Source organism: Brevundimonas sp. (assembly GCF_036402095.1).
GTDB lineage: Bacteria > Pseudomonadota > Alphaproteobacteria > Caulobacterales > Caulobacteraceae > Brevundimonas.
This window is the reverse complement of the sequence record NZ_DASWTO010000026.1, coordinates 1-14,506: the sequence shown is the minus strand read 5'-3', so window position 1 is coordinate 14,506 and position 14,506 is coordinate 1. Positions and strand designations below refer to the sequence as shown.

Here is a 14,506-nt window from a genome sequence, read left to right as displayed (position 1 = left end):
AGGATCTGCGTTCACGCCCAAGTGGCCCAACGCGGGGATGTTATCGGCGTTCCGGACAAACAGAAAGGCGCCGGTCCGGGGACCGACGCCTTCGTGATCGTCTTCGACGAGGGTGTGGCCCCAAAGCCAGACCGCTTACTTCTTGATGAAGCCGCCGAACTTGTTGTTGAAGCGCGAAACGCGGCCGCCGCGGTCCATCAGCTGCTGGTTGCCGCCGGTCCAGGCCGGGTGCGTCAGCGGGTCGATGTCGAGGTTCAGGACGGCGCCTTCCTTCTGGTAGGTGGAGCGCGTCTTGTAGGTGGTGCCATCCGTCATCGTCACGGTGATGAAGTGGTAGTCGGGGTGCGTATCGGCCTTCATGGTCGTTATCCGGTCTCTGCGCGATGACGATGCCGACCGTCCGTGCGCGAAAATGAGAAAACCCGCCAGCGAGGGGCGGGAATGAGCGGCGCCGTTTACACCGGGGGCCGTTCCGGGGCAAGAGGCGCGCGCCATGACAGACACGACCGCCCCAGCCCCCGACGCCGCCGACCTTCGCGGACGGCCGGGCGCCGGCGCGCTTCTGGCCGAGCAGATGAGCGAAGCCGGCCAGCGGCGGGCGAAGCGGCGCGATATCCGGCCGCTGGCCCGGCTGCTGCCGTACGCCCTGCGCCACAAGGGGCACATGGCCATGGCGGGGGTCTGGCTGATCCTGTCCACGACCGCCTCGCTGGCCCTGACGGTGACCGCGCGCGGCGCGATCGACAACGGTTTCGAGAACGGCGGGGCCCAGCTGAACCTGTGGTTCCTGGTGCTGGCGGCCAATGCGCTGTTCCTCGGCCTCGCCACGGCGGTCCGCTATTTCTTCGTCACCAAGACTGGCGAGCGGGTCATCGCCGACGTGCGCAAGGGCCTGTTCGAACGGGTGCTGACGCTGGATCCGGCCTTCTACGCGCAGATGCGCACCGGCGAGGTGCTGTCGCGCCTGACCACGGATATCGCCCTGGTCGAGACGCTGCTGACGACCTCGGTCTCGTACGCCCTGCGCAACGCCCTGACCCTGATCGGCGGGACGGTGCTGCTGTTCGTGGTCAGCCCCAAGCTGACCGGGCTGGTGCTGCTGGTGGTGCCGCTGCTGCTGGGCCCGCTGTTCCTGTTCGGCCGCAAGGTGCGCCGGCTGACCGTGGCCTCGCAGGACCGGTTCGCCAGCGCCGTGGGCTTCGCCGGCGAAAGCGTCGACGCCATCGAGACGGTGCAGGCCTTCGGCCGCGAGAAGAGCGCCATCGCCCGCTTCGGCGATGCGGTCGAGGCGGCGTTCGGCGTATCGCTGGTCCGCATCCGGGCCCGGGCCCTGATGACCGCGATGATCATCGGCGTGATGTTCGGAGGCGTGACCCTGGTGCTGTGGCTGGGGGCCCAGGACGTGATCGCCGGGCGGATGACGCCGGGGGCGCTGCTGCAGTTCGTGCTGCTGTCCGTGTTCGCGGCGGGGGCGGTCGGGGCGCTGGGCGAGAGCTGGGGCGATGTGCAGAAGGCCGCCGGGGCCATGGAGCGGATCGACGAACTGATGCGCAGCCAGCCGTCGATCGCGGCGCCCGCCGCGCCGCGGACCCTGCCGGAACCGCCGGTCGGGGAAGTGTCGATGTCGGCGGTGCAATTCAGCTATCCGGGGCGGCCCGACCTGCCGGCGCTGAAGGGCTTCTCCCTGACCGTACGCCCCGGCGAGACGGTGGCGCTGGTCGGGCCGTCGGGGGCCGGCAAGAGCACCGTCTTCCGCCTGTTGCTGCGCTTCTACGATCCGCAGTCCGGCGTCGTCTCGGTCGACGGCGTCGACGTGCGCGAGGCCGATCCGGTGGCGGTCCGCGGCCGCTTCGCCTGGGTCTCGCAGGAAGCGCCGCTGTTCTCAGGTTCCGCCAGCGAAAACATCCGCTTCGGGCGGGAAGCCGCGACGGTGGAGGAAGTCCGGGCGGCCGCCGACGAGGCCCAGGCGCTGGGCTTCATCGAGGCCCTGCCCGAGGGCTTCGACACGCCCTTGGGCGAGCGGGGCAAGAGCCTGTCCGGCGGCCAGCGGCAGCGCATGGCCATCGCCCGGGCGCTGGTCCGCGACGCGCCGATCCTGCTGCTGGACGAGGCGACGTCGGCCCTCGACGCCGAGAACGAGCGGCTGGTGCAGGCGGCGCTGGATCAGGCCATGGAAACTCGCACCACCCTCGTCATCGCCCACCGTCTGGCCACCGTGCTGCGGGCCGACCGCATCGTGGTGATGGACGACGGCCGGGTGGTGGAGGAGGGGACCCACGCGGCGCTGATGGCGCGCGGGGGGCTGTACGCCCGTCTGGCGGAGCTGCAGTTCCGCGCGGACTGATCCCGTCGCCCGGAAATCGCGAACCCGTGTCACCGCACAACCCGCGGCGTTGCAGTCGTCCGCGGAACATGGGACGGGCGTGAGCGTTGGACCGTGATGGGCGCGCGTAGCGCGACCGGGGGGACGTCGATGCATTCGCCAGTGCTGGAACAGAAGTTGCGGCCCGGGGCGGCGGCCGATCCGGATTTTGAAGACTTTTTTGAGAATGGCTCCATCGGCCTGCATATCGTCGACCGGGACGGTGTAATTCTGCGGGCCAACAAGGCTGAGCTGGAGCTTCTGGGCTACGCGCCCGAAGAGTACGTCGGGCGCCCCATCGCAGACTTCCACGCCGACCCCGAGGTTATCGCCGACATCCTGCGCCGGCTCGGCGGGGGCGAACGGCTCGACAAATATCCCGCCCGGCTGCGCGCCCGCGACGGCTCGATCAAACATGTGCAGATCAGCTCCAGCGTCCTGTTCCGCGACGGCGCGTTCATCAACACCCGCTGCTTCACCATCGACGTCTCGGCCGCCCGGGAGGCGGACGCGGCCCGGCTGGCGGCCGAGCGACAGTTACTGGCCACCTATGACAGTGTCACGGTGGGCATCGCTGACGCCGACCGGGATGGGCGGCTGGTCCGGGTAAACGCTGCTTTCGAGGCGCTGACCGGCTACAGCCGCGAAGAGCTGCTCGACATGAGCATTGCCGATCTGACCCACCCCGACGACTGGGCCGAAGACGCCGCCCTCTACGCCGATCAGGTCGCCGGCCGCCGCGATCGGTACAGCATCGACAAGCGCTACATCCGCAAGGGCGGCGAGGTGGTCCACGTTGAGGTGTTGAGTTCGACGGCCAGGGATGCGGGCGGCGGCTTCTCGCATGGCGTCCGGGTGGTGAAGGATGTAAGCGAGCGGCGCGAAGCGGAGCTGCGGCTTCAGGAAAGCGAGCGCCGCTCGCGGGAGCTCCTCGACGCCCTGCCGACGGCCGTCTACACGACCGATTCCGATGGGCGGATCACCTATTTCAACGAAGCAGCGGCCGCCCTGGCGGGCCGCCGTCCGACCGTCGGCGTAGACCGCTGGTGCGTGACGTGGAGGCTCTTCTGGCCGGACGGGACGCCGCTCGAGCATGAGCATTGCCCGATGGCGCTGGCGCTGATGACGGGTGAGGAGTTGCGCGGCGTCGAGGCGGTGGCGGAGCGGCCCGACGGGTCGAGGCTGACGTTCACGCCCTATCCCACCCTGCTGCGCGACTGCGCGGGCGCCGTGGTCGGGGCCATCAACGTCCTCGTCGACGTCACCGAACGCAAGCGGGCCGACGAGGCCCAGAAAGTGCTCATCGACGAGTTGAACCACCGGGTGAAGAACACCTTGGCTACCGTGCAATCTATCGCCTTGCAGACGCAGCGCTCGACTCCGGAAGCCTTCGCGGAGCGGTTCGAGGATCGACTTATCGCGCTCAGCGGGGCGCACGACCTCCTGACCCGCCGCCAGTGGGCCGGCGTCGGGCTTGTTGAGCTGCTTGAGGAGGAGCTGGCGCCCTACCGGGACGACGTGGCGGCGAACATCGGACTGGACGGGCCGGACCTGATGCTGACCGCCCGGGTCGGGCTGGCCCTGGGCATGATCATCCATGAACTGGCCACCAACGCCGCCAAATACGGGGCCCTCGCCTCGCCGACGGGGCGGCTGGACCTGACATGGTCGATCGATGTGGCCGGCGAGAACCGCCGACTGAACCTGGCCTGGCTCGAGCGCGGCGGAGCTCCGGTCCAGCCGCCGGCCCGGCAGGGCTTTGGCCATCGGCTGATCGAGCGGACCATCCGCAAGGACCTGGGAGGCGATCTGGAGCAGCGCTTCGAGCGGACTGGCCTGGAATGCCGCTTCGGCTTCCCGGTCTGACGCGGTGTGACGGTCGCCCTTGAAGGTCTGAGGGTTCTCGTCGTCGAGGACGAGGCGGCCGTCGCCATGCTCATAGAGACCATGCTTGAGGATCTCGGCTGCGTCGTCGCCGCGAGCGCGGCGAGCGTGGCGGAGGCGCTGGCGTGCATCGCCGACGGCGGTTTCGACTTCGCCCTGCTTGACCTCAATCTGGCGGGTCAGCGGGTCGATCCGGTGGCGGCCGCCCTTTCGGATCGCGGCCTGCCCTTCGCCTTCGCCAGCGGCTACGGGCCAAACGGGGCCCCTCCCGGCTTCGCCGCGGTGCAGGTGTTGTCCAAGCCGTTCCGCCGACGGGACGTTGAAGCGACGCTGCGCCGCGCTCTCGGCTAGCCCACCGGTAGCCGGTCTCTGACGCGTCGCCGTCCTTACCCCTGCGTGAAAGGTCGGCAGCGGAGGACTGTCCGGCTCCAACCCCCAACCCATTTTTCCTCGAGGGCGAGGCGCGCTACGCCGTCAGCGCCGGGTCCAGATACTTCAGGTTCTCCTCGCGCACCTTCGCCGCGGCCTCGTCGTAGAGGAAGGGAAGGAAGGCGAAGCGTTCGCCACGGGTGACGGGGGTCGCCTCGTGAAGGATCGAGCAGGAGAAGACGCAGGCGCCGCCGGGAGGCGGCCGGTAGGTGCGCGAGCCGAACTCGGGGAATCTCAGATCGCCGCCTTCGTAGTCGGCGTTGAGGTTGATCGAGACGGCGAAGCGGCGGTGGGCGGTGCCCTTGGTGGTGTTGTCGCGGTGCGGGCGGAAGAAGCCGCCGGTTTCGGCGTCGTATCGGGCGACCAGATAGCGTTCGATCCGGGTCGGTTTGAAATTGAACGCCTTTTCGATCTGCGGCAGCAGGCGGCGCGTCAGCCGGGCCACGACCTGCTTCTGCAGCATCTCGTCCTCGACGAGGACGTCGGAGCGCCGTTTGTGCTGGTCGTTCATCATCAGGGTGGTGACGCCCTCGACCTCGCGCATGAAGCCGGAAGGGGTCCCGCCGATCTCGCGATAGAGGGCGATCAGCCGCTCGCAGAAGGCCGGCTCGAAGATTCGCGGGGCGAGCAGCACCGGCGCCGTGGCCGCGAAGCCGCCGTGCTCGGCCGGCGGCGGCAGGGTGGGGATACGATCGACCAGCGCCCCGGCCTGATCCGGCCCCACGGCGGCCATGACATGCATGGCGGGATCGATCAGGAACCAGCGCTCGGCCTCACGCGCCTCGTAGAGGTCGGCGACGGCGCCGTCCGCGTCGAACAGGAAGCGCAGGCCGGGAACGGAGTCCCTGCGGCTCTTGCGCGCCTTGTCCTTGCCGACCACGACGAGGAAGGCGCTGGCGTGGACGTCGTTGAACGCGCCCCGGCTGCGTTCCAGCGTCCCGACCGCCTTCGCGACGTCGGGACCGGCCTTGACGAAGGCGAGCAGCAGATAGCGCCCGGCCGCCGTGTCGAAGACATAGCGGGGGTTGTTGACGCCCCCGGTCGCGAAGGCCGGGGCGGGATCGCCGTACAGGAGGGCCATCCGGGAACGATGCCCGCGGTGGCGGGACCTTTACAAGCCCGTTCGCCTAGCCGGCGGCCATGACGCCGCAGATCACCCGGTCGCCCGCGCCGCCGATGGGTTGGCTGGCGTGGTCGTCCATGCTGGCGTGAAGGACCAGGGCGGAGCCGTCGGCGTCCCACAGCCACTGGCCGGGTCCGGTCCGGGCGATGCGGGCGTTCGGGGTGAAGATCTCGGCCCGGACGCGGCCCTGGGCGTCGGCGAAGACGTTGGGCAGGTCGCCGTCGTCGGGACCCTGGGCATTGAGCAGGCCGTGCGGAGCCTTGGGCTCGCCATGGTTGATGTGGCCGCCGGCGGAGGTGAAGGGCGCCGCGCACTGGCCCGTGGCGTGGATGTGGGCGCCGTGCCAGCCGGGGGTCAGGCCCTCGGCCTCGATGCGGATCAGCAGGCCGGTCGGGCCCTGGGTAAGTATGGCCCGCCCGACATTGGCGCCCGCGGCGTTGAACAGCGTCGCCTCGCCGAAATCGCCCACCGCGGCCCGCTCCGGACGATGCGACCGGTCGTTGGCGGTGACGCTGACACAGCCGCCCAGAGCGGCCGCGAGAGGCAGAAGGGCGAAGGCGGAGAGGCGGAAGGCGCGCATGGTTCAAAATCCCTGTGCAGAGGGGCCTATATCGGCGGCTTCGCTTTGCCACCCCAGCCCCCGGATGCTAGAAAACCGGTTAGCGGATCACGTTCCGATTCCGGCCATTTAAAGCCCGATTTCCTTGACCGACGACAGCTATACCAACGCCCTGCCCCCTTCGTCGGGCGCAGGCGGCGATATCTCCACCATCACCATCGAAGACGAGCTGCGCCGTTCGTATCTCGACTACGCCATGAGCGTGATCGTGTCGCGCGCCCTGCCGGACGCGCGCGACGGGCTGAAGCCCGTGCACCGCCGCATCCTGTATTCGATGCACGACCTGAAGATGACGCCGGACCGGCCCTATTCGAAATGCGCCCGCGTGGTCGGCGACGTGCTGGGCCGCTTCCACCCGCACGGCGACGCCTCGGTCTACATGGCGCTGGTGCGCATGGCCCAGCCGTTCTCGATGGGGCTGATGCTGGTCGACGGCCAGGGCAATTTCGGCTCGGTCGACGGCGATATGCCGGCCTCGATGCGATACACCGAGGCGCGGATGGCTCCGGCCGCCTCGGCCCTGCTGACCGACATCGACAAGGACACGGTCGATTTCCAGCCGAACTACGACGAGAAGGAGCTGGAGCCGGTCGTCCTGCCGGCGCGGCTGCCGAACCTGCTGGTCAACGGCGCGGGCGGCATCGCCGTCGGCATGGCCACCAACATCCCGCCGCATAACCTCGGCGAGATCATCGACGCCTGCGTGGCGCTGCTGGACGAGCCCGGCATCGCCGACGACCGGCTGCTGGACATCGTGCCCGGGCCGGACTTCCCGACCGGCGGCGAGATCATGGGCCGCTCGGCGCCCCGCAACGCCCTGCGCGAGGGCCGCGGCTCGGTCATCGTGCGCGGCAAGGCGACGATCGAGACGATCCGCAAGGACCGCGAGGCCATCGTGGTCACCGAGCTGCCCTTCCAGGTCAACAAGCAGACCCTGATCGAACGGATCGTCGAAATGGTCCGCGAGAAGCGGATCGAGGGCATCTCCGACGTCCGTGACGAATCCGACCGCGACGGCATGCGGATGGTGATCGAGCTGAAGCGCGACGCCTCCGGCGACGTGGTGCTGAACCAGCTGTGGCGCTTCACCGCCATGCAGAGCTCGTTCGGCGTCAACATGCTGGCGCTGAACCACGGGCGGCCCGAGCAGATGGGCCTGCGTCAGCTGCTGGAAGCCTTCCTCGAGTTCCGCGAGGAGGTGGTCGTCCGGCGCATCAAGTTCGAACTGGCCAAGGCCCGCGACCGCGGCCACGTGCTGGTCGGCCTGGCCGTGGCCGTGGCCAACATCGACGAGGTGATCCACATCATCCGCTCGTCGGCCGACCCGACCGAGGCCCGCGAGCGGCTGCAGGGCAAGAGCTGGCCGGTGGGCGACATGATCGCCCTGGTCGAGCTGATCGCCGACCCGCGCTCGATGCTGATCGACGGCGACAAGCTGAACCTGACGGACGAGCAGGCGCGCGCCATCCTGGCCCTGACGCTGAGCCGCCTGACCGGCCTCGGCCGCGACGACATCTTCGGCGAGGCGCGCAGCCTGGCCGACACCATCCAGGGCCACCTGACCCTGCTGAGCGACCGGGCCAACATCCTGGCGGTGATCCGCGAGGATCTGCTGAAGGTGAAGGACGAGTTCGCCGTGCCGCGGCGGACCCTGATCGGCGACGGCGATTTCGAGCTGGAAGACGAGGATCTGATCCCGCGCGAGGACATGGTCGTGACCGTGACCCACGGCGGCTACGTCAAGCGCGTGCCGCTGAACGCCTACCGGACCCAGCACCGCGGCGGCAAGGGACGCTCGGGCGTGTCGATGAAGGACGAGGACGCGGTCGTCGGCGTGTTCTCGGCCTCGACGCACACGCCGGTGCTGTTCTTCGCCACCAACGGCAAGGCCTACAAGCTGAAGACCTGGCGGCTGCCGCTGGGCAACCAGCAGTCGCGCGGCAAGGCCTTCGTCAATCTGCTGCCGATCGAGCCGGGCGACAGCATCATGAATGTGCTGCCGCTGCCGGAGGACGAGGCGGACTGGGGCAACTACGACATCATGTTCGCCACCAGCAGCGGCGACGTGCGCCGCAACCGGCTGAGCGACTTCGCCACCGTCAACCGGGCCGGCAAGATCGCCATGAAGCTGGAGGACGGCGACCGGATGGTCGGGGTGGCCCTGTGCACGGCCGAGGACGACGTCATGCTGACGACGGCGCTGGGGCGGGCGATCCGCTTCAAGGCCGACGACGTGCGGGTGTTCAAGGGCCGGGACTCCACCGGTGTGCGCGGCGTGCGCCTGCAGAAGGACGACGAGGTCATCTCCATGGCCGTGCTGGGCCGGGTCGACGCGACGCCGGAAGAGCGGGCCGCCTATGTGAAACACGCGAACGCCATGCGCCGCGCCGCCGGCGACGAGGACGATGCGCCGGTCGAGGCCGACGACGAAGCGGTCGCGGACACGGCCCTGTCGGTCGAGCGGATCGCCGAACTGGGCGCGGCCGAGCAGTTCATCCTGACGGTCACCGAGACCGGCTTCGGCAAGCGCTCCTCGGCCTACGAGTACCGGCGCACCGGACGCGGCGGGCAGGGGCTGACGGCGCACGGCCTCGGCGGCCGGGCCGGCACGCGTCTGGCGGCGTCCTTCCCGGTCGAGGAGGGCGACGACCTGCTGCTGGTCACCTCTGGCGGGCAGATGATCCGCACCCCGGTGGGCCAGGTCCGCATCGTCGGCCGCGCCAGCCAGGGCGTGACCATCTTCCGCACGGCGGAAGGCGAGCGGGTCGTGTCGGTCGAGCGGCTGCCGGACTCCGGCGGCGACGAGGGGGCGGACCTGGACGGGGCGGAGGGTGAAGGCGGCGACGCCTGATCCATGGCCGCAGATCGCGCCCTGCTGGTGGACGGAGAGCCCGTTTCAGAAGGCGATCTGACCTATCTGGCGCTGGCGAACTACGGCGCCTACACCTCGTTTCGGGTCGAGCACGGCGGCGTCCGCGGGCTGGATCTGCATCTGGCCCGGCTGGAAGCGTCGGCGCAGGAACTGTTCGGCGAGGCGGCGGGCGAGGACCGCCTGCGCGATCTGATGCGCGGGGCGGTGGCGGGCCGCGGCGACTGCTGGCTGCGCGTGAGCCTGTTCTCGCCCGAAGTCTGGCCGCGCACGCCCGACTGGACGGGCCGGCCGAAGGTGATGATCGGCGTCTTTCCGCCGCCGCTCCCGCTGGCCGAAGACGGCCTGCGGCTGCAGGCCCAGACCTATGTCCGGGAGGCGGCTCACCTGAAGCACACCGCCAATTTCGGCCTGATCCGCGCCCGCAGGCTGGCCCGCGCGGCCGGCTTCGACGACGCCCTGTTCGCTGACGGGACCGGCCGGATTTCCGAAGGCAGCCTGTGGAATATCGGCTTCGTCCGCGGCGGCGAGGTGGTCTGGCCTGAGGCGCCGATGCTGACGGGCGTCACCCTGACCCTGCTGCAACGCGGTCTCGAGGTCCGCGGTGTGCCCAGCCGGGTCCAGGCGGTCCGGCTGGAGGATCTGTCCGGCTTCGACGGGGCCTTCGTCTGCAACAGCGCCACGCCCGCCTGTCCGGTGGCGTCGATAGACGATCAGGTGTTCGATCCAGGCGCCGTCCCGCTGGAAACCTTGAAGGCGATCTGGGCATCACAGCCCTGTCAGCCGATCTAGGCCGCCGGTTTCGCACCTGCTAGACCACCGGGAAGGCGGGGAGGAACGCATGCGCATCGGCCTGTACCCAGGCACATTCGATCCCGTCACCAACGGGCATATGGACATCATCGGGCGGGCGGTGAAGCTGGTCGACCGGCTGGTCATCGGCGTCGCCCGCAACGACGACAAGGGCCCGCTGTTCACCACGGACGAGCGGGTGGTCATGGTCCGGGCGGAGGTCGCGCACCTGGGCGGGAAGGTCGAGGTGCGCCCGTTCGACAGCCTGCTGATGCATTTCGCCGAGTCGCTGGACGCCAACATCATCGTGCGCGGCCTGCGCGCCGTCGCCGACTTCGAATACGAGTTCCAGATGACGGCGATGAACCAGCGCCTCAATGCCGACATCGAGACGGTCTTCCTGATGGCCGACCCGCGGCATCAGGCCATCGCCTCGCGGCTGGTCAAGGAGATCGCCCGGCTGGACGGCGCGATCGACAGTTTCGTCAGCCCTACCGTCGCCGCGGCGGTGCGGGCCAAAGTCAAGGGATAGACACAGCTTGAAGATCGTCACCGCCGCCGCGCTCTCGCTTTCGCTGCTGGCCGCCGCGCCCGCCTTCGCCCAGACAGCGCCGGCCGACTGGCGCACGGTCGCGCCCGAGAACCTGCTGGTGATCGACACCGCCAAGGGCCGCATCCTCGTCGAGCTGGAGCCGCGCATGGCCCCGCAGGCGGTGGCGCGCGTCCGCGGCCTGGCCGACCAGGGCTTCTACGACGGGCTGAAATTTCACCGGGTCATCCCGGACTTCATGGCCCAGACCGGCGACCCCATGGGGACCGGGCAGGGTGGCAGCGACCTGCCGGATCTGGCCGCCGAATTCCAGTTCCGGCGCGGCCGCGACGGCGGCTTCGTGCCGGTGATGGCGGCGCCGCGAGGGCAGGCGGGCCTGTTCGGCTCGATGCCGGTCGTCACCCAGCCTGACGCCCAGATGATGGTCACGGCCGACTTCAAGGCCGGGGCCGAGGGGCGGTTCTGCCCCGGCGTCGTCGGCATGGCCCGGGCGAGTTCGCCCGACAGCGCCAACAGCCAGTTCTTCCTGATGACCGGACCCAAGGACGAGCTGGACGGAAAATACTCGCCGTTCGGGCGGGTCGTGGCCGGCATGGACGTCGTCCGTGCGCTCAAGGCCGGCTCCGAGGCCGAAAACGGCGCGGTGGCCGATCCCGACGTGATGACGCGCGCCCGCACGGCGGCGGCCCTGCCGGAGGCCGAGCGTCCGGGCGTCCGCGTGGCGACCGGCGCGGCCCTGCAGGATGAGATCGCCCGCGTCCGCGCCGCGCGCGGCGCCGCCTTCGACATTTGCGATGTGCAGCCGCCGGTCGAGGTCGTCGGGGGCTGATCCACCGTCCGGATCCTGGGGAGGACACCATGAAGCCGATATCCGCCGCCGCCCTGCTGGCCGCCGCCGCGCTGGCCGCGCCCGCCGTGGCGCAGGACACGCCGCCGCCGCCGCCGCCGCCGACGCCGGAGACCACCATCGCCGCGATGGAATGGCGTGCGGTTCCGGCCGAGAACCTGCTGGTGGTCGACACCACGCGCGGCCGCATTCTGGTGGAGCTGATGCCCGAGGTCGCGCCGCTGCACGTCGAGCGGATCAGGCTGCTGGCCCGGCGCGGCTTCTACGACAACATTCCGTGGCACCGGGTGATCGACACCTTCATGGCCCAGACCGGCGATCCGTTGGGCAACGGCGAGGGCCAGAGTCCCTATCCCGATCTGAAGGCCGAGTTCACCTTCCGCCGGGACACGACCATGCCGTTCGCGGCCGCGGCCGAGCCCGCCGGCGCCCGCATCGGCTTCCTGCATTCGCTGCCGGTGCAGACCCAGCCGGACGCCGTGTTCGCCACCAGCGGCGACGGCAAGGTGCACGGCTGGGGACTGTACTGCCCCGGCGTGGCCGGCATGGCCCGGGACGAGGGCAACGATACCGCCAACAGCCAGTTCTTCATCATGCGGCAGGCCTATCCGGCGCTGGACAAGCGCTACACCATCTGGGGAATGACGGTCGGAGGACTGGACGTGGTTCGCTCGCTGCAGGTCGGCGACGGCGAGAACGGCATGATGGCCCAGGCCCAGCCGGACCGGATGACGCGGGTCCGCGTCGCTGCCGACCTGCCCGAGGCGGAGCGGCCGGCGGCGCAGGTTCTGGCGACCGACTCGCCGCGCTTCCGGGCGCTGGTCGACGAGACGCGCGCCGCCCGCGGCGCCGATTTCTCGGTCTGCGACGTGACCCTGCCGGTGCAGGTCACGAACTGAGCGGCTTCACCGCCGGCGCCGGCGCCGGCGCGGGCGGCGATCCTCGCGCATCTTCTGCAGCAGCAGGCCCTCGCGCAGGCCGCGGTCGGCGACCCGGACGCGTTCCGAAGGCCAGGCGCGCTGCACCGCCTCCATGATCGCGGCGCCGGCCAGCACCAGGTCGGCTCGATCGGGGCCGATGCAGGATTCGGCGGCCCGCCCGTTCGGGCCCATGGCTTTCAGGCGTTCGGCCGCCTTTTCGCAGTCGCCGCGCGTCATCCACAGGCCGTCGACGAGATTTCGCTGGTAGCGCCGCAGGCCGAGGTGGATGCCGGCCAGGCTGGTGATGGCGCCCGAGGTGCCGACAAGATGGCCCCGGCCGGCCGCGAACACTTCGCGCAGGGCCGGATCGACCGGCGCCTGGGAGAGGGCCTCGCCCATATCGGCGACCATGTCCTCGTACCAGGCGAGAAGCACGCCGTTCGCGGCGCCGGGCGGCTCGGGGTGGCGCTCGGCCAGGGTGACGACGCCGATCGGCGCGGACATCCAGCCCTCGAGCACGAAGGCGCCGTCCGTACGCTTCAACCAGCTGAGCTCGGTCGATCCGCCGCCCACGTCGACGACCAGGACCGCCTCGGCCTTGTCGTCGAACAGGTTGATGCAGCCTTCCACGGCCAGCCGGGCCTCCTCGACCGGATCGATGATGCGCAGCCGCAGGCCGGTGCCTTCCCGGACGCGTTCGATGAAGGCGGTTCCGTTCTCGGCCTGCCGGCAGGCCTGGGTGGCGACCGCCATCAGACGGGTGGACTCGACCCCCTTTCGGGCCACGCGCTCGCCGCACAGCACAAGTGCTTCATAGGCCCGCTCCATGGCCGCGTCGTCGAGCCGGCCGGTGCGCGACAGGCCTTCGCCAAGGCGGACAATGCGGCTGAAGGAATCGACCACGCGAAAGCCGTCGCGCGCCGGGCGCGCGATCAGCAGCCGGCAGTTGTTGGTCCCCAGATCGAGCGCCCCGTAGAGGGGCGGCTCCCGACCTGAAGCGCCTGATCCGCCGGAGGCGCCGCCACGGGCGCGCTTGCCGCCGGACCCGGAGCGCTGGGACCGCTGAACGCCCGCGGGGGCGCCGTCGGTCTCCGGCATGGGCCGAACTTTCAAGGTGGGCGGTCCGAAGCGGCGCCCGTCCCGGACAACCTAGACCCGCCGCCGCCGCCGCGCCAAGGACACTGACGCGAAAATGAACGGCGCGGTCGGCATGCGGCTCAGGTTGCCTGCGCCAGACTGCCCGCATGACTGATGAAATCATCGCCAAATTCGGCCTGGGCCAGATCGTCCGCCACCGCGAGTCCGCCTTTCGCGGGGTGGTGATCGATGTCGATCCGGTCTTCGCAGGCAATCCGGCGGACACCGGCGCGATCTCGCCACAGCAGCCCTTCTATCAGGTGCTGGCGCTGGGCGCGGAGGGCGGGTTCGTCGCCTATGCGCCCGAGGACGCGCTCGAGCACGATCCGGAACTGGCGGCGGTGACCCGTGACGCGGAGCAGCGCTGGTTCACCGTCGACGCCCACGGCCGTCATGCGCCGAAGGCCCACGCCATTCACTGACGCGCTGGCGCAGGCGGCGGCCGGGTTCTAGATTGCGGGCAAGGGACCGCCAGAGTCCGGGAAGCAGGAGCGCGCCATGTCCGATTTCGAGCACGTGTTCGAAGCCCCGCCCGAGGGCGCGGCCGCGGACTGGACCATCCCGCAGGACTGGGCCGCCTATACGGAGGTCGAGCATTCGACCTGGGACACCCTCTACGCCCGTCAGATGAAGATCCTGCCGGGCCGGGCCTCGGACGTCTTCCTCAAGGGCCTGACGGCGCTGGACCTCAACACCGGCGGCATTCCCGACTTCGAGACCATGAATCCCAAGCTGCAGGCCCTGACGGGCTGGACCGTGGTCTGCGTGCCCGGCCTGGTGCCGGACGAGGTGTTCTTCGATCACCTGGCCAACCGGCGCTTCCCCTCGGGCCAGTTCATCCGCAAGCCGGACCAGCTGGACTATCTGCAGGAGCCGGACATCTTCCACGACGTCTTCGGCCACGTGCCGATGCTGACCGACCCCGACTTCGCCGCCTATATGGAGGCTTACGGCAAGGGCGGGCAGCGGGCGGC

13 protein-coding genes and 1 pseudogene are annotated in these 14,506 nt (G+C 70.0%); 10 read left to right on the top strand and 4 right to left on the bottom strand.

Features of this window, described 5'->3' with window-relative positions; all coding sequences use genetic code 11:
* Positions 1–135: 135 nt before the first annotated feature.
* Complete coding sequence (gene rpmE / locus VGD32_RS02195) at positions 136–360, bottom strand: 50S ribosomal protein L31 (RefSeq protein ID WP_324775138.1); 225 nt, start codon at positions 358–360, stop codon at positions 136–138.
* Between the two features lie 133 nt (positions 361–493).
* On the opposite strand from rpmE, the gene VGD32_RS02190 reads away from it, so the two are divergent.
* The 3 genes from VGD32_RS02190 (at position 494) to VGD32_RS02180 (ending at position 4,597) form a co-directional block, all read left to right on the top strand.
* Complete coding sequence (locus tag VGD32_RS02190; RefSeq protein WP_331030268.1) at positions 494–2,344, top strand: ABC transporter transmembrane domain-containing protein; 1,851 nt, start codon at positions 494–496, stop codon at positions 2,342–2,344.
* 129 nt (positions 2,345–2,473) lie between these two features.
* A complete protein-coding gene (locus VGD32_RS02185) occupies positions 2,474–4,228 on the top strand; it encodes a PAS domain S-box protein (protein WP_331030267.1) in 1,755 nt (584 codons plus the stop codon).
* A gap of 6 nt (positions 4,229–4,234) precedes the next feature.
* Positions 4,235–4,597, top strand: coding sequence for a response regulator (locus VGD32_RS02180; RefSeq protein ID WP_331030266.1), 363 nt, complete (start codon positions 4,235–4,237; stop codon positions 4,595–4,597).
* A 115-nt stretch (positions 4,598–4,712) separates the two neighbouring features.
* Here the strand turns inward: VGD32_RS02180 and VGD32_RS02175 are convergent, their stop codons facing one another.
* Together VGD32_RS02175 and VGD32_RS02170 are read right to left on the bottom strand one after the other, a co-directional pair.
* Positions 4,713–5,756 carry a 2OG-Fe(II) oxygenase gene (locus tag VGD32_RS02175; protein WP_331030265.1) on the bottom strand — a complete coding sequence of 348 codons (1,044 nt, stop codon included), beginning with the start codon at positions 5,754–5,756 and terminating at the stop codon, positions 4,713–4,715.
* 46 nt (positions 5,757–5,802) lie between these two features.
* Positions 5,803–6,378 (bottom strand): superoxide dismutase family protein, encoded by a 576-nt coding sequence (locus VGD32_RS02170; RefSeq protein ID WP_331030264.1) that lies wholly within the window; start codon positions 6,376–6,378, stop codon positions 5,803–5,805.
* Between the two features lie 124 nt (positions 6,379–6,502).
* Here VGD32_RS02170 and gyrA point away from each other — a divergent pair, with 124 nt between their 5' ends.
* Genes gyrA through VGD32_RS02145 form a run of 5 tightly spaced genes read left to right on the top strand, consistent with a single transcriptional unit; the run spans position 6,503 to position 12,374 of the window.
* Positions 6,503–9,268 (top strand): DNA gyrase subunit A, encoded by a 2,766-nt coding sequence (gyrA, locus tag VGD32_RS02165; RefSeq protein WP_331030263.1) that lies wholly within the window; start codon positions 6,503–6,505, stop codon positions 9,266–9,268.
* A gap of 3 nt (positions 9,269–9,271) precedes the next feature.
* The gene (locus VGD32_RS02160) at positions 9,272–10,078 is read left to right on the top strand and encodes an aminotransferase class IV (protein WP_331030262.1); all 807 of its coding nucleotides are present in this window, start codon (positions 9,272–9,274) and stop codon (positions 10,076–10,078) included.
* Positions 10,079–10,127: 49 nt separating this feature from the next.
* On the top strand, positions 10,128–10,610 hold the full coding sequence (coaD, locus tag VGD32_RS02155) for a pantetheine-phosphate adenylyltransferase (protein WP_331030261.1): 483 nt from the start codon (positions 10,128–10,130) through the stop codon (positions 10,608–10,610).
* A gap of 7 nt (positions 10,611–10,617) precedes the next feature.
* Positions 10,618–11,457: a peptidylprolyl isomerase gene (locus VGD32_RS02150; protein ID WP_331030260.1), complete on the top strand. Its 840-nt coding sequence runs from the start codon at positions 10,618–10,620 to the stop codon at positions 11,455–11,457.
* A gap of 29 nt (positions 11,458–11,486) precedes the next feature.
* Entirely contained in the window at positions 11,487–12,374 is an 888-nt protein-coding gene (locus VGD32_RS02145; protein WP_331030259.1) for a peptidylprolyl isomerase, read from the top strand.
* Between the two features lie 6 nt (positions 12,375–12,380).
* Here VGD32_RS02145 and VGD32_RS02140 read toward each other — a convergent pair whose 3' ends face one another.
* Positions 12,381–13,493 carry a Ppx/GppA phosphatase family protein gene (locus tag VGD32_RS02140; protein WP_331030258.1) on the bottom strand — a complete coding sequence of 371 codons (1,113 nt, stop codon included), beginning with the start codon at positions 13,491–13,493 and terminating at the stop codon, positions 12,381–12,383.
* Between the two features lie 146 nt (positions 13,494–13,639).
* Here VGD32_RS02140 and hspQ point away from each other — a divergent pair, with 146 nt between their 5' ends.
* A complete protein-coding gene (gene hspQ, locus VGD32_RS02135) occupies positions 13,640–13,954 on the top strand; it encodes a heat shock protein HspQ (RefSeq protein ID WP_331030257.1) in 315 nt (104 codons plus the stop codon).
* A 76-nt stretch (positions 13,955–14,030) separates the two neighbouring features.
* Positions 14,031–14,506, top strand: a pseudogene (locus VGD32_RS02130) (phenylalanine 4-monooxygenase); the annotation flags it as partial.